The sequence below is a fragment of the Rhizobium sp. 57MFTsu3.2 genome (assembly GCF_012932765.1).
Classification (GTDB): Bacteria; Pseudomonadota; Alphaproteobacteria; order Rhizobiales; family Rhizobiaceae; genus Rhizobium; species Rhizobium altiplani.
Window position 1 is genome coordinate 13732 of the sequence record NZ_JDWI01000010.1, and the last position, 17247, is coordinate 30978.

The 17247-nt window shown below is 58.4% G+C and carries 16 protein-coding genes and 1 pseudogene; 8 read left to right on the top strand and 9 right to left on the bottom strand.

Annotated elements, in window-relative coordinates:
• Positions 1 to 57 precede the first annotated feature (57 nt).
• The 3 genes from AF71_RS12815 to AF71_RS12825 are packed head-to-tail and all read right to left on the bottom strand — an operon-like array spanning position 58 to position 3339.
• Positions 58 to 1050, bottom strand: coding sequence for an ABC transporter permease (locus AF71_RS12815; protein ID WP_169681550.1), 993 nt, complete (start codon positions 1048 to 1050; stop codon positions 58 to 60).
• Positions 1047 to 2627 (bottom strand): sugar ABC transporter ATP-binding protein, encoded by a 1581-nt coding sequence (locus tag AF71_RS12820; RefSeq protein WP_210258250.1) that lies wholly within the window; start codon positions 2625 to 2627, stop codon positions 1047 to 1049. The genes AF71_RS12815 and AF71_RS12820 overlap by 4 nt, the downstream gene beginning before the upstream one ends.
• A 10-nt stretch (positions 2628 to 2637) precedes the next feature.
• Positions 2638 to 3339: a GntR family transcriptional regulator gene (locus AF71_RS12825; RefSeq protein ID WP_112648121.1), complete on the bottom strand. Its 702-nt coding sequence runs from the start codon at positions 3337 to 3339 to the stop codon at positions 2638 to 2640.
• 107 nt (positions 3340 to 3446) lie between these two features.
• Here AF71_RS12825 and AF71_RS12830 point away from each other — a divergent pair, with 107 nt between their 5' ends.
• The 7 genes and pseudogenes from AF71_RS12830 to AF71_RS31640 form a co-directional block, all read left to right on the top strand.
• Positions 3447 to 4463: an Ldh family oxidoreductase gene (locus tag AF71_RS12830; RefSeq protein ID WP_051085602.1), complete on the top strand. Its 1017-nt coding sequence runs from the start codon at positions 3447 to 3449 to the stop codon at positions 4461 to 4463.
• On the top strand, positions 4460 to 5686 hold the full coding sequence (locus tag AF71_RS12835) for an iron-containing alcohol dehydrogenase (RefSeq protein ID WP_169681552.1): 1227 nt from the start codon (positions 4460 to 4462) through the stop codon (positions 5684 to 5686). Before AF71_RS12830 ends, AF71_RS12835 begins: the two co-directional genes overlap by 4 nt.
• An 18-nt stretch (positions 5687 to 5704) precedes the next feature.
• Positions 5705 to 7192, top strand: a complete 1488-nt coding sequence (locus tag AF71_RS12840) for an NAD-dependent succinate-semialdehyde dehydrogenase (RefSeq protein ID WP_169681554.1) — start codon at positions 5705 to 5707, stop codon at positions 7190 to 7192.
• Positions 7193 to 7308: 116 nt separating this feature from the next.
• The gene (locus tag AF71_RS12845; protein ID WP_210258251.1) at positions 7309 to 8037 is read left to right on the top strand and encodes an alpha/beta hydrolase; all 729 of its coding nucleotides are present in this window, start codon (positions 7309 to 7311) and stop codon (positions 8035 to 8037) included.
• Positions 8038 to 8547: 510 nt separating this feature from the next.
• Complete coding sequence (locus AF71_RS12850; protein ID WP_169681558.1) at positions 8548 to 9594, top strand: catalase family peroxidase; 1047 nt, start codon at positions 8548 to 8550, stop codon at positions 9592 to 9594.
• Positions 9591 to 10127 carry a cytochrome b gene (locus AF71_RS12855; RefSeq protein WP_112658375.1) on the top strand — a complete coding sequence of 179 codons (537 nt, stop codon included), beginning with the start codon at positions 9591 to 9593 and terminating at the stop codon, positions 10125 to 10127. Before AF71_RS12850 ends, AF71_RS12855 begins: the two co-directional genes overlap by 4 nt.
• A gap of 63 nt (positions 10128 to 10190) precedes the next feature.
• Positions 10191 to 10328 (top strand): annotated as a pseudogene (locus AF71_RS31640) (IS30 family transposase); the annotation flags it as partial.
• Between the two features lie 197 nt (positions 10329 to 10525).
• Here AF71_RS31640 and AF71_RS12860 read toward each other — a convergent pair.
• Complete coding sequence (locus tag AF71_RS12860) at positions 10526 to 10951, bottom strand: pyridoxamine 5'-phosphate oxidase family protein (RefSeq protein ID WP_169681560.1); 426 nt, start codon at positions 10949 to 10951, stop codon at positions 10526 to 10528.
• A 579-nt stretch (positions 10952 to 11530) separates the two neighbouring features.
• Positions 11531 to 12532, bottom strand: a complete 1002-nt coding sequence (locus AF71_RS12865) for a catalase family peroxidase (RefSeq protein ID WP_169681562.1) — start codon at positions 12530 to 12532, stop codon at positions 11531 to 11533.
• A gap of 218 nt (positions 12533 to 12750) precedes the next feature.
• Here AF71_RS12865 and AF71_RS12870 point away from each other — a divergent pair, with 218 nt between their 5' ends.
• On the top strand, positions 12751 to 12990 hold the full coding sequence (locus AF71_RS12870) for a hexameric tyrosine-coordinated heme protein (RefSeq protein ID WP_018858175.1): 240 nt from the start codon (positions 12751 to 12753) through the stop codon (positions 12988 to 12990).
• Positions 12991 to 13061: 71 nt separating this feature from the next.
• Here AF71_RS12870 and AF71_RS12875 read toward each other — a convergent pair whose 3' ends face one another.
• The 4 genes from AF71_RS12875 to AF71_RS12890 all read right to left on the bottom strand — a co-directional run bounded on the left by AF71_RS12875 (position 13062) and on the right by AF71_RS12890 (position 17229).
• A complete protein-coding gene (locus AF71_RS12875) occupies positions 13062 to 13955 on the bottom strand; it encodes an AraC family transcriptional regulator (RefSeq protein WP_112658381.1) in 894 nt (297 codons plus the stop codon).
• Between the two features lie 9 nt (positions 13956 to 13964).
• Entirely contained in the window at positions 13965 to 14861 is an 897-nt protein-coding gene (locus tag AF71_RS12880; RefSeq protein ID WP_169681564.1) for an AraC family transcriptional regulator, read from the bottom strand.
• Positions 14862 to 14902: 41 nt separating this feature from the next.
• The gene (locus AF71_RS12885; protein ID WP_169681566.1) at positions 14903 to 15853 is read right to left on the bottom strand and encodes a catalase family peroxidase; all 951 of its coding nucleotides are present in this window, start codon (positions 15851 to 15853) and stop codon (positions 14903 to 14905) included.
• A gap of 119 nt (positions 15854 to 15972) precedes the next feature.
• Positions 15973 to 17229: a condensation domain-containing protein gene (locus AF71_RS12890; protein ID WP_169681568.1), complete on the bottom strand. Its 1257-nt coding sequence runs from the start codon at positions 17227 to 17229 to the stop codon at positions 15973 to 15975.
• Between the last annotated feature and the right edge of the window lie 18 nt (positions 17230 to 17247).

The window sequence follows — 17247 nt, forward strand, 5'->3', positions numbered from 1 at the left end:
TCATTCCTCCCAGAATAGGACCGACAAAATTCATTCGCCGCGCGGTCCGGACGCGGATTATTTCGAGAACCTCTGAATGAGCATCGCGATGATGATGATCACGCCCTGGACGCCCGCCACCAGGTATTCGGAAACGAAGTCGGACAGCACCATCAGGTTGGCGATGAGTTCAAGGATGACCGCTCCGGCGACCGTGCCCCAGACGTGACCCTTGCCGCCGCGGAGTGCGGTTCCGCCGATGACAACTGCCGTGATGACTTGGAGCTCCCAGAGAACGCCAGTCGTCGGGGTGGCCGCGCCAAGACGCGGCACGTAGCAGATCGCGGCGATCGCAACGCAGGCACCCTGGATGGCGTAGGCGATCGTGCGGGTCTTGATTATCGATATGCCGGAATAGCGGGCAACGTCCTCGTTGGCCCCGACCGCGGCGCATTTGCGCCCGTACTTCATCTTGTAGAGAATGAACGAGGCGACGACAGCGACGGCAATCGAGATCAGGATCGGCAACGGGATGCCCGCGACGGTGCCAAAGTACACGGGGCGGTACGCGTCGCGGAGGGTGCGATCGATCGGGATCGTGCCGCCGTCGGACATGTACGTGATCAGTGCCCTGAAGATGCCCATTGTTCCGAGCGTCGCGATGAACGGCTCGATCTTGCCGACAGTCACAATAATACCGTTCATCAATCCGCAGAGGAGACCCACGGCAATCGCCACCACCATCCCGGCCGGGATTGCCGAAACACCCCAGTCGGGTGCCATCCGGTTCATGAACATGATCGTGATCCCGGTGATGAATGCGGCCATGGAGCCCACGGAGAGATCAAGGCCCCCCGACGAGATGACGAAGGTTGCGCCGACCGCGATGATCGCAATGAAGGCGCTGCGGGTGATGACGTTGCCGAGATTGGTCGCGGAGAGGAAATCCGGATTGACCGCAAAACCGATTGCCAGCAATGCGATCAGAGCCATAAATGGTCCCACATCCGCCCATCCGATATTCCATTCCCGCTCCGGTTTGACCGGGGTCGAACCCGTAATAACAGTCATCTGTTTCCTCCCTCGCCTTTTCCCGGAGCAGCGTCGCTTGTCGCCAGAAGCGCGACGTTGTGCTCCGTCATTTCGTCTCCTGAGACCTCCCCCGCGATGCGCCCTTCCCGCATCACAAGAATTCGATCGCAGATCCCGATCAGTTCCTGCATTTCGGAGGAGATCACGACGCACGCCTTCCCCTGAGCCACGAGCCGCTGGATGAATGCGTAGATCTGCGCCTTGTTGGCGATATCGATGCCACGCGTCGGCTCGTCGATGACGACGACCGAGGGCGCGGTCAACAATACCTTCGCAAGCAGGAGCTTTTGTTGATTGCCACCGGATAGCTGTCCTGCTTTCACCCCCAGACTCTTCAATCGGATGTCGTATTGATCGATGGCCTGTGTCAGAGCGGTCTGTTCGCGGCGTCGCCGCATCAACAAACCGGGATGAAACCGTTGAAGCGCGGACAGGGTGAGGTTGGGTGCAAGCCGCTCCTGGAGGAGAAGTCCTTTTCCCTTCCGGTCTTCGGTCAAGTAACCGATCCCGGCGTCGATCGCCGCCCGCGGCGAATGAATGTTGATCGACTTGCCTTCGAGTTCGACTTCGCCAGTTGCCGGTCTCAACCCCATGATCCCTTCGAATAGCTCCGTCCGGCCTGCCCCGATCATTCCGGCGAAGCCGAGAATCTCGGATTTGCGAACGTCGAAGGTGATTTCCTTTGCAAAACCCGGAACTGACAGGTTGCGGACTGAAAGCATCTTTTCACCAGCGGCCGCGGGTGACTTTTCCGGATAGAGCGCCGCGAGGTCGCGTCCGACCATCAGACGCGCCATGTCCAACTGACTGAGACTGTGGCCCGGGTGCGTGCCGACCAGCTTGCCGTCGCGCAGCACCGTTACCTTGTCTGCAATTCGCTGCACCTCGTCGAGACGGTGGCTGATATAGAGGACAGCAATCTCCTGCGCCTTGAGTTGCAAGATGATCGAGAGCAATCGCTCGACCTCGTCCCCCGTAAGGACGGCTGTCGGTTCGTCGAAGATCACCAGCCTATGATCATCCAGCAGCGCCCGAGCGATCTGGACAAGCTGGCGGTCGGCAAGCGAGATGTTTCGCACCAGCGCATTGGGGGAAACCATGCTTCCGAGTTCGGCCAGCTTCTCAGCGGCGAGACGGCGCATCGTCCGGTCGTCAACGACTCCGTTGCGCATCAATTCGCGGCCGAGGAACAGGTTTTCCGCGACAGTCAGGGCATCGGCAAGCAGAATTTCCTGATGGACCAGAACAATACCAGCCTGCTGGGCCTGCTCAGGCCCGACAAAACGGACCACGCCCTTGTCCATGCTCAGCGAACCTGCGGTAGGTTCGGCGTAGCCGGACAGAAGCCGCATGAAAGTCGATTTGCCGGCACCGTTCTCGCCGATGATCGCGTGAATCTCGCCGGGAAGGATGTCCAGTGTCACATCCGAAAGAACCGTGACCTGGCCATACTCCTTGGAAAGGTTTTCGGCACGCAACACCGGCTGACGTGCGAGGTCATCGGCCTGAACCACGGGCGCTCTTCCATCTCTCTGAATGCTGACAACGCTCGACATCGCAGATTCCTCAATCGAAAGCTGGGAGCAGCCTGTCCCGCGAATGCTCAAGGTGGACGCGCATCGCCTTCTCGGCGGCGGAAGCGTCGCCTGCAGCGAATGCCGTCAGTAACGCTTCGTGTTCGTCGAGAGCCTCCTCGGTCACCCGTGAGTGGAACATCAGACGGAAGATATGGAAATGCGTGTGCTGGTGATTGAGCGTCTCGCGGATGAGCTCGTTGCCCGCATATTCGAGGATACGGTCGTGGAACATTGCGTCCTGGCGCGCGAAGGTCGAATAGCGAAGGCGCTCATCGGTGCCATCACGTCGCCCCATCACTCCGGCTGCTTCGCGAAGCGTTGCAAGCTTTTCATCGTCCATCGCGAGGGCCGCTCTGGCTGCGCTGTCCGGCTCAAGCAGAAGACGCAGCTGATAAAGCTCGTCGAAGCGGCGTCGGGCGATCTGGGGAGCCGCGCTGTAACCGATTAGGTGGGTCTTGACTACCAGTCCCTCCCCTTCCAGCCGCCCAAGCGCTTCGCGGATGGGCGTCTGCGAGACATTCAGTTCGCGCACCAGATTATCGACATTGATCCTTGCGCCTGGGGGAATCTTCAAAGCCATCAATTGGGCGAAGATTGCCTCATAGACGCTTCCCGCAAGACTATTGGCCCTCGGGATGAACGCGCCCGTGTCCGGCGCATCGTTAAGGATCGTGGGTGTTCTATTCTGCATCATCTATTGCCTCTTGACAGAACCAATCGCTAACACGATGCTCGCCGATATTCAATACTATATCCTATAGGATTTTATTTGGAGCTGTCGTGAGAGTAAAGAGGGAGATAGCGGCGGACCTGGTGAGGAACCTTCTCGAGGAAAAAGGGACCCCTCGTTCATACGCTTTGCAGCAAACCGACGTTCTCGTCGAAGCAGAGTTGAGAGGTCATCCATCGCATGGCCTTCAAAGGCTGCCGAGGATTCTTCAGAGAATTGGCAATGGTCTCATCGATCCAAGCACCCAAGGGAAATCACACTGGCGAACGCCGTCATTCCTGAAGATCGACGGGCTGCGCGGACTGGGGCCAGTGGTCGCTCTCCAGGCATGCACCATGCTCTCTGAACGAGCTTCTTCGACAGGCGTCGCCGTTGCTGGCATCAGGAACTCAAACCACCTGGGGATGCTCGCCTATTACGTAGAGCACCTCGCGAAAGAAGGCATCATCGGGATCGCGCTATCTTCGAGCGAGGCACTTGTCCACCCATATGGCGGGACAACGCCCCTCCTCGGCACCAATCCCCTTGCGATTGCCGTGCCGACTGCGGACCGACCGCTTGTCGTCGATCTCGCGACCTCTGTGGTTTCAATGGGGAAGATCCATCACCATGCGGCAAACGGATGCGCGATCCCGGAGGGTTGGGCACGCGACAGCGACGGAGAAATGACGACCGACGCCGCCGCTGCAATGAACGGGTCGATCGCTCCGTTCGGCGACGCCAAGGGATACGCTCTTGGTATGGCACTTGAATTGCTGGTGGCCTCGATTGCGGACTCATCGACTGCGCCTGACGTCCGGGGAACGCTGGATGCCGATGCCATCTGCAACAAGGGGGACGTGTTGATTGCCATCGACGCCGGCAAGCAGCCCGACCTCCTCGCTTGCTTCAGTACCTACCTCGATCGCATCCGGAAATCGCGTCCAGCCGAGCCCACACGACCAGTAACGGTCCCTGGCGACGGCACCTGGTCGCGCCGCCAGCAGGCGCTCTGCGACGGAATCGAGATTCCTGGAAGGCTTTGGGACGAACTTAACGCCCTTTCCCGCTCAAACGAAGCACTTGTCAAAGGACATGCACAATGACCCTTTTCGCCGCCATTCGGCTTCCCCAGGAAATTCTCTTCGGCAAGGGACAACGTCATGCCCTCCCGCACATTGCCGCGAAGCTGGGCAGGCGTGCGTTGCTATGCACTGACGAGCGGTTCGCTGCTACGCCCGTCTTCGCGGATATCGTGAAGGCGCTCGAGGCCGCCTCGATCACAGTACTGATCCACGATGGTGTCCAGCCGGACGTTCCCATCGAGACAGTTTCCGTCTGTGTGGAGGAAGCACGAACCTTTCACCCGGACATGGTGATTGGCATTGGTGGAGGAAGCTGTCTGGACATGGCAAAGTGTGCCGCCTTGCTCCTTAGCCATGGCGGGCAGTTGAAGGACTACTACGGCGAGTACAAGGTGCCCGGCCCGACGCTTCCGATCATCGCTGTGCCGACGACGGCAGGGACGGGGTCCGAAGTCACGCCCGTCGCTGTCATTTCCGATTCCGAACGCACGCTCAAGGTTGGGATATCCAGTCCCTATCTGATCGCCACGACCGCCATCTGCGATCCCGAACTTACGATGACCTGCCCGCCCGGACTGACGGCGGTTGCGGGGGCCGACGCCCTCACCCACGCAATCGAGGCCTTCACCGCGGCGCGACGCGGTACCGATCCGCTGCTTGCTCAGAACCATGTATTCATCGGAAAGAGCGCTCTTACCGATCATTTCGCGTTGCTGGCGATCAAGCTTCTCGGCCGCAGCCTGGAGAGGGCCTGCAAGAATGGCTCCGATGAAGACGCACGGGCCGATGTCATGATGGGTGCGTTGGCGGCCGGATGTGCCTTTGGGACTGCAGGGACCGCTGCGGCTCACGCGATCCAATATCCGGCCGGAGCGCTGACCCACACAGCACACGGTCTCGGTGTCGCTACCATGATGCCCTATGTGATGAATTACAACAGATCCGTGTCCGCTGCCGAGATGGCCGAAATCGGCACCGCACTCGGCCTCGACAACGCGAACCGTAGCGACGAAGAACTTGCAGTCGCCGCTATCGAAGAGATCCGCAGGCTGTTTGCAACAATAGGCATTACACGGACGCTCGCGGATCTGGGCCTTGCTGCCGACAAGCTGGACTGGACCGCTGAACAGGCCTTCGGCATCGACAGGCTCATCAAAAACAATCCGCGGTCTTTTGACCTCGACGCCATGAAGCGTCTCGTCAGAGCGGCCTACGAAGGCGATCTCGTCGCATCCGCCAACTAAGAGAATCGGGGAAGCATCATGACCATTGCCCAACACATACCTCAAGTCGACCACCAACTGCCGGATCTCACGGCGACCGCACGCGGCCTCTACATCGATGGAGCCTGGCAGCCATCTCGGTCCGGTCGGACAATCGACGTCGTGAACCCTTCGACGGGCGAGGTTCTCGCCACCGTGCCGGATGCCACGATCGAGGATGCCCGCGCCAGTGTCGAAGCTGCATCCACTGCAGCGCCGGGATGGCGGGCTACGCCCCCACGCAAGCGCTCCGAGATCCTGCGCCGGTGCTTCGAGCTTATGATCGAGCGCTCCGAGATGCTGGCGACACTGATCTCGCTGGAAAATGGCAAGGCGTTGCGCGACGCGCGTGGTGAGGTCGCCTACGCAGCCGAGTTCTTCCGCTGGAATGCGGAAGAAGCTGTCCGCATTACGGGCGAGTTCGGCATAGCGCCATCAGGCACCAATCGCATCATCGTCGACTACCAGCCAATAGGCATCTGCCTGCTGATCACGCCGTGGAATTTTCCGGCGGCGATGGCTACCCGGAAGATCGCGCCTGCGCTTGCTGCTGGTTGCACCGTGATACTGAAGCCCGCCAGCGAAACACCGCTGACTGCTTACGCATTGGCTGCAATCTATGAGGAGGCCGGGGTGCCGAACGGTGTCGTAAACGTACTGACGACGACCAACCCCGGACCATTAACGGCAGAGGTTCTCGCGGATCCACGTGTCAGAAAGCTCTCTTTTACAGGATCGACTGGTGTCGGTCGCGGCCTCTTGGCCGAGGCTGCGAAGAACGTCATCTCCTGCTCCATGGAGTTGGGCGGCAACGCACCTTTCGTGGTGTTCGACGACGCAGACCTGGAAGCGGCCCTTGACGGTGCGATGATCGCCAAGATGCGAAACGCCGGCGAAGCCTGCACCGCGGCCAACCGCTTCTACGTCCAGTCGGGGATATACGATGCATTTGCCGAAGGCCTCACAAGGCGCATGGGCGCGCTCATTATGGGGTCGGGAGTTTCCGGGGACACCGAATGCGGTCCAATGATCACCCGCAAGGCGGTCGACAAGATCGCACGCCTCGTGGACGATGCAAAGGTCCGAGGAGCCCGTGTACTCTGTGGCGGCGACGCCCCGGCAGGTGACGGCTATTTCTATCCTCCGACTGTTCTGGCGGATGTACCATTTGAGTCAGAGATGGCCTCAGAGGAAATCTTCGGTCCGGTCGCGCCGCTCTATCGCTTCGAAACCGAGGAAGAAGCCGTCCGGAGAGCCAATGACACGGAACACGGCCTGGCTGCCTACGTCTATACGCGCGACCTTGCACGCGGGCTGCGGGTCTCCGACGGCATCGAGGCTGGGATGATTGCTTTAAACCGTGGTCTTGTATCCGATCCTGCAGCCCCGTTTGGCGGTGTGAAGCAAAGCGGCCTTGGCCGCGAGGGTGGTCAGCATCATGGCATTGCCGAATTCATGGAAGCGAAATATATCGCAACAAGTTTCTGAGCTGGGGAGCAATCGTGGAAACGGACCCATTTCGCATACGTGATCATGTTGCGCACTTCGACAGCATTGTCAGCGAGATCGTGAAAGCGAGTGAAAGAACTCGCGAAACTCTATCAATGACTGGGAACGTCGTCTATGGCGACGGTCCCTCCGAAAGCTTGGATATCTTCTATCCGGAAGGGACACGAAAGAACCTTCCGGTCCACATGTTCATCCATGGGGGCTATTGGCGGATGTTCTCCAAGCGCGACTATTCCTGTGTTGCAAACACCATCACCCAGGCAGGCGCGATCGCGGTCATCGTCGACTATGCATTAATGCCTGCCTACAGGATGGAGGTCCTTGTCGACCAAGTCGTACGCGCCAAACGATGGGTGATTGACCGCATCGCAGAGTATGGAGGCGACCCCTCGACACTAACGGTGAGCGGGCATTCGGCTGGCGCACACCTCGCAAGCTTCCTATTTCATGGGAGTACCATCCCCTCCGGCATCGAAGGTGCGTTCTTGCTCGGTGGCCTTTACGACCTCGCTCCATTGCAGCGGTCGTTTCTTCAAAACGAGATTGCGCTATCGGATGAAGAGGTGGCGCGCTTCACACCTCTCTCTCACCACCACGACCCGCACTGCCGCGTTATCCTAGCGGTTGGCGCAAAAGAGACAGATCCTTTTCATGCGCAATCTAATGCGTTTCTGTCTACCTTGCGAGGGCAAGGGCTCCCGGCAGTCCGGAAGATCCTGGCAGCTCGGAACCACATGGACTCAGTTCGCGACCTCGGTGTCCCTGGCTCTGAGGCTGGAGATCTTCTCGCCCGATTAGTGACTGGCGAGCCGTGCCCCGCCTGAAGCTTCGATGCTTCGATGCTTCGGTCCATGCTTGCAACGCGCGTGAACATCAAGGCGCTCATCAATGTTGCCTGATAATGGCGCGAATCCGGATTTGCCCGCTTGATCCTCGAAAAAGGAAGGAGCCATGAAAGCGACCAATACCGTTCTCGCGAGCCGCCCCAGCGGCACGCCGACATGATTGCCGACCGGGGCTCACCAATACGCTCATCCGTGCTGACAGCGTGGTACTGCGAGTGGAGAGCGAGTTCACCTGTCGAATGACTTGAGGCGCTCAGCTCCATCCAACATCGATCACAGCACGGATTCGCCACCTCTTCCAGGTACCCCATCCCGGCCATTGAGGATGCGTTTCCCGTTATGAAGTCCGATTTGACCGCGCTCAACAACAATGCCATCCTCCGTGGCCCAAGAACAGGAGAAGCGCTGAAACCCGCGTCGTCGCCTGTCGACGCACTAGCTTTGATTTCCTAGCATCGCAGAGAAACTGCTAAAGACGGAGAGGCTTGTATGCCGGGCTCGCAGCGTTCCGCTCTCGGATCCTTGATGCTGATTGCCGCGGTGGTCGGTTTCAGCGTCGGCGCCTTTGCCTACACTGCCGGATGGCTTTCGCCCGGCCGCCTTTCTTCAACAGAACTTGTCAGCGCCCTGGCGCCTCCAGGCGGACCCGCGCTGGGACATCGGCGGAATCACGCAAAGGGCGTCTGCTTCACTGGCACCTTTGAATCGAATGGGACCGCCGTGGCGCTTTCGAAGGCAACGGTATTCACCGCAGGACACTACCCCGTTCTCGGGCGCTTCAACTTGGCAACTCCTGATCCGAACGCCGCTGATCCGACGGTGCGGGTGCGGGGCGTCGGCGTGCAAATCTCAGCGCCTGACAACAGCGTCTGGCGCATGGCACTAATTGACCCACCCGTCTTCGCGGTCTCGACGCCTCACGGGTTCTACGACCTGCTCGAGGCCTCGAAGAGTAAGGATCCCGAAGCGATGAAAGGCTTCGTGGCAGCACATCCAGAATTTGCTGCGTTTGGCGAGTGGGCAACCACGGCTCCCTGGACGGCCAGCTACGCGGAGGTGACTTTTAACAGTCTCAATGCATTCATATTCACGGATGCTGCGGGTACAAAGAACGCAGTGCGTTGGTCATTGCGCCCAGAAACGCAGGCCGTGCCAATCTCCGGCGCGGATTTCACGAAACTCGGCCCCAATCATCTCGAAGAAGACATTACTGAGCGCGTTGCCAAATCGCCGCAGCGCTGGACACTCGTGCTGACAGTTGCCGACCCCTCAGATCCAACATCGGATCCGACGGGGGCCTGGCCGCCCGAGCGGCGTACTGTCGAAGCTGGAACGCTCGTGGTGCAGAAAATCGAGCCGGAGGTTGATGGTCCCTGCCGGGATATCAATTTTGACCCGACCATTTTGCCTGACGGTATCAAGGTTGGCGATGATCCGTTCCCGGCAGCCCGATCGGCAGCTTATGCCAGATCCTATGATCTGCGGACCAGTGAGGCGAACCACTATCCTCGAACAGCAGTGAGCGCAAAGCCATGACGGACATAAAAACACGCTTCTCCGCCGTTCAGCGTTTGTTGCATTGGCTGATGGCGATCGGAATTCTGGCCATGCTGTTCATCGGCGTCGGAATGGTCTCGACCATCGGACGGCAGTACGTACCGCTGCTGATAACCCACAAGACGCTGGGAATCGCCATTCTCGTTCTTGCCTTGGTTCGTCTTTTGGTGCGCTTCGTATCAGGCGCACCAGCACTGCCCGCAGACCTTCCCGAGCCGATGAGACTCGCTGCGCATCTCTCCCATGTTGGCTTGTACGCGCTGATGATCGGCATGCCCCTGATCGGCTGGGCCATGATGTCCGCAGCCGCCTATCCCATCGTGCTTTTTGGTGGGTTCCGCCTTCCGCCGATCCTACCGCAGAGCGCGAGCCTCCATACAATGCTGTGGAGCGCGCATTTCTATCTCGCCTTCGCGTTCTTTGCCCTCGTGATGGTGCATCTGGCGGCAGCGCTCTTCCATGGTCTAGTTCGACGCGATGGGGTCCTGCAAACGATGCTGTCTGGCAAGTAGGCTCGCTCCGATCGACGAGGTCGCCCTGCAAAAGGACTTCGTTCGTGAGGCCCGAAGGCCATTTTTCCGCCCGGCCTGTCCGTACATAGCCAAGCCCTGCTCAATCCTATCGCCTGGCAGCTCAACGAACGTCCAAGAAAGACCTTGCTTTATCAGACGCCCGCGGAAAAATTTGCAGAATGTGTTGCGGCGATCAATTGAACCCACTACCCAAAGCAGCCGTTCCGAGAACGAAACGCGTCGCCGAGCCCACGATTCGCGAGCGTTGGGAGTGCCCGCATTTATCTTGATGATCGGGTTTGCTGAGCCTCCGCGATCCTCTAGGTTATCGTGCCCTCAAGGCCGGTGTCACGATTTTGCCGACGCCCTCGGACGGCGATCCGAAGCGGTTGCGTCTGTCAGAATTGAATCTCGATCAGCTCGGGAGGCTCCTTGTTGAAATCGGAATATCGAATCCACCGCGGCGTCGCTTTGAACATCTCGGCCCCTCTCTCGATGAACTCCCTTTCGGCCGGAACGCTGTTGAGATGGGCTTCCTGGTATTGTTCGATATCTGCGGCAGGAACCCTTGTGGCCTTACCCTCGTATTGAACCGTGATGTTGTCGTCCCATCCGACAACGAACGCGACGCCGAGACGCTCCGCAAGATTGTTGAACTTCCGGGTGTCTTTGAAAGTGTCGAACACGATCTCAAGATTGTCCCGCACCGAGAAGTCGACCGTAGCCGCCTCCGGCGTTCCATTGCCGTGGCATGTCGCAATGACCGCCAAAGTGTGCTTCCTCAGGAATTCAAGGATCATGCGTTTCGTATGATCTTCGTCCATTGCCTCATCCCTCAGTGAGTATTCACGACTTTTGTGCAGTCTCATTCGACAGCCCGCCGGCTTCACCGGAGTTTGGCCGCCAGCGCCGCGAGCTTGCGAGATATGCGTTCACCGCCCGATCCAGCGATTGATGCGTCCGTTCTAATCTCATGCCTTCCAGGACGATTAACACATTGCTCGCCCTCGTTCGATGGTCGTCAAGACCGTGACCTGGACCTCGAGCGGACTGATGGTGGTTTTGTTCCACTTCGTGCGCGCCTCAGCAGCACAAACTGCATGCAAGCGAGGAAATGGTTGCAGAGGTGCTCTCCCACGTCATCTGCCGGCAGGGTCCTGCGCCGAACATCATGAAGGTCAAGGTTCCAAAAGAACGCAAGATCGCCGACAGGACGTTGCTTCACTTGCACGGCTATGATCGCTCTTGCCGCAAAGCAGACACGTCGCCCTGCCCTTGCGCCCAAAATAATTATGGGCGCAGATGGGGAACGGATGCGAAACGCGGCCCATCTGCGCCCGAAAAAAGCGCTTTGTTTTCAATGTTCGTGGCGCAACAGGGCGGCGGCCGGCAACTGGCGCTTCCTACTGCCGCTCTCCGAACGATATCGGATAGGTGTGGTTGCGAAACGTCAGCATGGGGTCAGCCGGTTCGATACCAGGGTGACTGGTACCCGGGAGGAAAAGCGTTTGCTTGTCGGCGACGGCCTTATCGCGCGGTAAGCCATCGAAGTTGAATGTGCCAAGCCTTACGAGGTTGCGGCTCTCCGGCCATGCAATAGACGGGTCTTCGATCTTGTCGCCATCTTCGGCCACCTGCGCATACCAATCGAATACGACCGGCTTCTTGGAAATCCTCGACACGATTTCCTCTTGGAGATAGTTCGGTCCCATCCTGTTGAGTTCCTCGGGATTCAAGTAATGCTCTCCGGCTTTCGGCACAAAGCGATAGCGCACAAACGCCGACTTTCCGTCACCATTGGTAAATTTGAATGAGTTGATCCCAAAGAAGGTCGCAGTTGCGTAGGATGCGGGGGACGTGAGTGTCTCGACAAAATGCTTAGAGATTGGATGGCTATCGAGGAACTTTTCCAACGGCGTCGGATGTTCCACGCCCGGACCGCTCGCGGCTACCAAACGTAGAAAGTTGGCGAATTCGTCACTCGTCGCGACGACGAATCCGTTGTGTTGATCGGTGGCGAAATCAAACTCAGTCCCGTCCTTGGCCTTGATTTTGATCGCTAGGCCGGTTGGTGCCGCGCCATTCGCCGTATCGGGAATGTCGGGCACGCCGGCAAAAAGGGAGAAACGCGCAACGACGGGGAGTTTTCCTTCGGAGAACACCGAAGCTTTCGTGAGTTTACTCGCGTCCCTGGTCGGCGTGAATGTACCAACGACCATCACGCCCTTGGTGTGCACCGCCCGTTCGTGGTGCGCACCAAATGTCCCGTGGAGTGTGTTTATGAGGTCCTGCGGCGTTTCTTTCTGCCCGTCCGCCCAGGCGGCCGACGTTATCACGGCGGCCCAAAAGACTGATGCCGCCAGGCAACGTTTGATCCGGAAATTGGCGGAAGTGAGGTTCGACATGCGATTGCTCCTTTTCGCTATATTCACCACGCAATTTTGCCCGAGACGCCACAATCCGGATTTTCCGCAACTGTCATTCTTTTCCAAATCGGGCCATCAAATTGAACATTCAGGTGCAGTACGGAATGGCCGGATAGTGCAAGCAGCGGCGCCACCGTCCAATACCTGCGAACCTGAGTGAACTATCCTGCAACGGCAAAAGAAGCTGGGAGGCATCCGTGAAAGAGTTCGCTGCATCACTTGAAACCGCAACGCCCCGCGAAGGCGTCGATCTGGCCGCCAGGCTTGCATGGGAAATGGTGAGGAAGGTCCAGCCTTCGAAGAGCATACGGGACCGGCTGGTGGTGATCTACGAGGACGATGCCGAAACCATTTTAATGGCCTGCCAAATCATTGCGATGAACTTTCAAGCCATCGCTGCGGCGAACAACTATTGGCACGATCGACCCATTGCATAGAGCGGAGAGGAGGCAAACAAAGAGCAAATTGAATCCGTACGAAAGTGCAAAAGAGCGACCGGTAGTGATAGTCAGTGGACACCACGCGGGTCGGTCCCGACTTTTCGGATGAAATCGCCGACGAAGTCGGAAACTTGCTCATAACCAAGGAGCGCGGCCACTTCTCCGGCTTCGTAGCCGCGGACCAACAGGCGCTTCGCACGCTCAATCCTGAGGTCGTCCCTCCAGGCGTGAACGGAGCCGCCGACGGTTTCCTCGAAGGCGGACACAAATTCTAGTGGCGACATGCCGCACTCATCCGAAAGTTCCTCCAGCCTGAGGTCACCGTCCAGATGTTCTGAGAGCTTTTCCTGTGCTCTTGAGACCTCTCCGTCCGACAAGGTCTTGCGCCGCGTCGCTTTTTGTCGAAACGCACATGCGTGATGGCGCACTGCGTGGGCGGTTGCAGCAACTGTCAGATGGTCGACAAACAACTGATTGGCGAGACCAGGGGAACGGAACGCCGGAAGTATGGCACGGACCAGATTATGCATGACGGGGTCCTGCACGCCAACGCCCGGGTTGTGATTGAAAGCGTCGACCGACGGAATTCCTTCCTTATCGGTGATAGCCGTCAATGCTGTCCGGGGCACATAGAAGCTAATGTGGTTAAAAGCGCTTATACTATTGGCCACCGGAGACGAGCGCAGATCGTAAAAGCTCGTTGTCCCCACAGGCAGAAACGCGGTTTTCATTTGCTTGCCATCAAGGAACAGGTCGTGAGCGGGAACGTCGCGCAACTGTACGGTCATGAGGAACGCGTCCTCGACTGCGATCGGCTCGCTCAGGCCCGTGTTTGCCTTATCACAACGGATTTCCGTGATGGCGATCCGGGCGTTCTTCAAGGTTTTGGCGACAAGGGATGGCGCGCGGGCGACTTTGAAAGTCTTTCTCAACCGCTCACCGTAAGCACCGGTCTCTTCCATATCGTTCTCCTAAGCGCGCCTGCGCCACGCGCCGGGCGAGATGCCGACAATGCGGGAAAAGGTGCGGGTGAAATGACTTTGGTCTGCGAAACCGCAGGCGAGTGCAATGTCGGAAATCGGCAATCCGGTATCCCGAAGCAGCTCCTTTGCCCGATCGCAACGCCGCACCACCATCCAGTGATGCGCGGGCATTCCCGTAGATTGCTTGAAGGCGCGCGCGAAATGGCGAGGCGACAGTCCGCAGTGCGATGCAAGTTCCGCGAGGGAAATCTCTCCCGTAAGATTGGCGTCGATGATTTCCTTCGCGCGCCGTTCATTCTTCGCGGAGAGACCTCCAGCGACAGCCCGCGCAATCACGTGCAGACCGCCGTAACGGTGGGCGATATGATTGGCGACGGCAAGCGTCGTGTGATCGAGGAAGAGTTGGCTCGCATATTCGGGATTTGCAAAAGCGGGCATCAGGGTTGTGCTAAGGGCGGCGATGACCGGATCATCAGCGGGCTTGTCGGACCGCATCTCCAGCTCTCCAAATCGCTTGCCATGTTCCTCCGCTATCATATCCATGGCGCTTTTCGGCAGGTAGTACATCATGCAATTCGAAGTTTCGCCGATGAAGGACGTTGGGTCTTCACGCAGATCGTAGAAGGATGTTTGGCCGCCGAAAAAGGGAAGCCTGCCGGTACCCTTGCCGTTGATCCAAAGCTCGTGCTCGATGCAGTCTTCGATCTGATACGCCACCAGATAGGCATCTTCGGGCGGGATCGATGACGTCAGGCTAGGTTTCCGACACTTAATGTGTGTGACTGCCACTTCCGATCGCTTCAGCGTCTTGGTCACGATGGCCGGAGCGTCGTCCAGGTGAAAGTGGTCTCCGAGACTTTGTCCATAAACTCCCTGACTGCGCATCTCAGTTTCCTCGCGGGCAGCTCTCGTAGTTCGATCGGTCGTTATTGGCGCTTTGCCAAGGAAATTCGATAGGCCTTCAGACGCGCGGCGAAGATTTCGTCGGGCGGATAGCCAACTCCGTGGGCCAACGTACCCGGATCGAAAATCGAGACATCGCAGGCATGATCACTATCGATCGCATCGATCGTGATCGTACCGAGGACAACTGTTTCACGTTCATCTTCTCCGGGCCAGCGAGCGGTAACATCCATGGTCGGATCGCCTGGTCGATCGAGCAACGCCAGAATGTCAAACTCTATCCCGCCGTTCCGGATGCGATCCTCAAGGTCATGGTGGAGAAAGTCCACAGCCTTCTCTTTCGCCTCTTCATCGGTCAGAACGATCTCTCCGATCCGTGGCACGATCTTGAATTTAATGAATCTCGTCTTGCCTGCTTCGTTGATAACGGGGAATGAGTGAACTCCCCAGTACGTGGTTCCCGCAAAGCTCGCCGGGAGCGAACGGGCCGCAATGTACTTCGCCTGGTTGAGCGTCTCGGGATTGGCGTCCGAAAAGGATTTGACTTTGGCGGGGTCCGGTTTGCCGTCCGGCCCGGGAATGCGGGCCTTAAGGAAGGCAAGCATCTGGTCGAGAGTGCGAGCGAAATGGACCGGTGCGCTTTCGACAAGGATGTCCGACGTCTCGCCGTCGGTCTCGATGCGAAAGCTGAACCCGCGCAACACCAACCTGTTCGTATCCGGCACATTCGGGTTGCCGCCACCCATCGAGAACCGCGCGAGTACACGGCCTGGTCTCGTGAAATTCACAGAACGTGTAATTTCCGCTACGCGCTCGGAAGGCACGTAGCGGCCGCGTACGCACCGACCCTTTGCGAAACTTGCTCGAACCTTTGGAGGATTGCCCGCAACAGCCTTGAGGGCCGCCACAATCGACGCCGGCGTCGCGGCTCCCTCGGCCGGGACAAATTCGGTGTTTTCGATCACATCAGCCATCGCCTATACCTCCGGCGAACCGCGTTGGTGTTCGTTGAGTTTAGTAGCGGCATCTCGGGTGTCGTGAACTGGGCGGCGATGTTTTGTCTAAAAAGGACAAAATCGTCTGCGCTTCATGATCAATCAACGGCTTCCCGGAGCAGGTTTTCGGCAGCCTTCAGAAGGCCGGGAATCGGTGTGAAGCTCGTGTGGAGCAAATGGATGCGGCCGCCGACTGTCGCTACACCGATCATCTGCTCGCCCTCGATGCCGACAAAAACCGATGGTCCCCAAAGGGCTTCGACACGGACAGCGCCGTACGCGTCAGACAAGGGCGCTTCCCCAAGGTTCGAGAGCATCATTTCGCAAGCACAAGCCTGCAACTCGATGGCGGCGAGCTCCTCGACCGAGGGCGAAGTGTCGAAGATATGCTGAAACGCACCGAAGGACTCGACAATTGCCTCTCGAGTCTTCATCGGCATCAGGTCTTGGCGGATATCCTTGGCCAAATCCCAGAGCCCGGTCGCGATGCCCGGCGCGTATCCGCCGATCGGGAAGACGATGGAGACAACACAGTCGTCTGTGATACCGAGCGTCGGCCTGAGATTGACCGGGGATACGGCGCGGATTGTCGCGTCGCACCATGCTTTTGAAAGCCGCCGACCTGCCAGAATGATGGCCGACAGGAGCGCGCCATGGACGGTCGTCGCATGACGCCGCACAGCCACCCTAAGCTGCGCTGAGAATTCCTGCGACAGTTGCAGGCTCGAAATGACGGGCCAGCCCTTTGACCTATCAAGCATTCGCGCCGGGATCGCCGTTGCGCCCTGGGCTGCCCCGACGGAACTAACGTCCCATTCAGAGGCGATGCTCTCTTGCGCGAGGGCCAGCCCGAGCTGTCCGCGGTGACCGCCACTCATCACCTCTAGCATGTCTCGCAATACAAATGCGATCGACATGCCGTCAGCTACTGCGTGATGCGCAGTGAAGACCAGTGTCGCATAGCGAGGTGAGTGAAACAAAACTGCGCGAACGAGCGGCGCATCGGTTTGTTCGAACGGCTTCATTAGTTCATCCGACACCACTGTCTTCCACGCATGTGGCGGCTCGGACCTGATGACTTCTAGCGGGATCGGGCGACCACTGCCCATGTAAAAACTTGGAACGCCGAACTCATTCCTTGCGATCTTCGAACGCAGGAGTGGGTGCCGCAACCGGGTAGCCTCGAGAGCACTCTTCCAGGATTCAATTGTCGTTTCGCCCGACACCTGCAGCGTCATGCAGAAGTGTTTGGGACTATTTTGGTCGCTAAGCCAGAAGTATTGCTCCACAGCGCCTAAGGGACGAAGTGGAATGCCGGATTGTGGGGCGACTGATGGCTTTACCTGCTGTTCCATGACGAATTCCTTTGTTCG

Excerpts from the sequence above, each read along its gene's own strand:
- AF71_RS12815 (WP_169681550.1), bottom strand. The coding sequence starts at position 1,050 with ATGACTGTTATTACGGGTTCGACCCCGGTCAAACCGGAGCGGGAATGG.
- AF71_RS12820 (WP_210258250.1), bottom strand. The coding sequence starts at position 2,627 with ATGTCGAGCGTTGTCAGCATTCAGAGAGATGGAAGAGCGCCCGTGGTT.
- AF71_RS12825 (WP_112648121.1), bottom strand. The coding sequence starts at position 3,339 with ATGCAGAATAGAACACCCACGATCCTTAACGATGCGCCGGACACGGGC.
- AF71_RS12835 (WP_169681552.1), top strand. The coding sequence starts at position 4,460 with ATGACCCTTTTCGCCGCCATTCGGCTTCCCCAGGAAATTCTCTTCGGC.
- AF71_RS12840 (WP_169681554.1), top strand. The coding sequence starts at position 5,705 with ATGACCATTGCCCAACACATACCTCAAGTCGACCACCAACTGCCGGAT.
- AF71_RS12845 (WP_210258251.1), top strand. The coding sequence starts at position 7,309 with ATGACTGGGAACGTCGTCTATGGCGACGGTCCCTCCGAAAGCTTGGAT.
- AF71_RS12850 (WP_169681558.1), top strand. The coding sequence starts at position 8,548 with ATGCCGGGCTCGCAGCGTTCCGCTCTCGGATCCTTGATGCTGATTGCC.
- AF71_RS12855 (WP_112658375.1), top strand. The coding sequence starts at position 9,591 with ATGACGGACATAAAAACACGCTTCTCCGCCGTTCAGCGTTTGTTGCAT.
- AF71_RS12860 (WP_169681560.1), bottom strand. The coding sequence starts at position 10,951 with ATGGACGAAGATCATACGAAACGCATGATCCTTGAATTCCTGAGGAAG.
- AF71_RS12865 (WP_169681562.1), bottom strand. The coding sequence starts at position 12,532 with ATGTCGAACCTCACTTCCGCCAATTTCCGGATCAAACGTTGCCTGGCG.
- AF71_RS12875 (WP_112658381.1), bottom strand. The coding sequence starts at position 13,955 with ATGGAAGAGACCGGTGCTTACGGTGAGCGGTTGAGAAAGACTTTCAAA.
- AF71_RS12880 (WP_169681564.1), bottom strand. The coding sequence starts at position 14,861 with ATGCGCAGTCAGGGAGTTTATGGACAAAGTCTCGGAGACCACTTTCAC.
- AF71_RS12885 (WP_169681566.1), bottom strand. The coding sequence starts at position 15,853 with ATGGCTGATGTGATCGAAAACACCGAATTTGTCCCGGCCGAGGGAGCC.
- AF71_RS12890 (WP_169681568.1), bottom strand. The coding sequence starts at position 17,229 with ATGGAACAGCAGGTAAAGCCATCAGTCGCCCCACAATCCGGCATTCCA.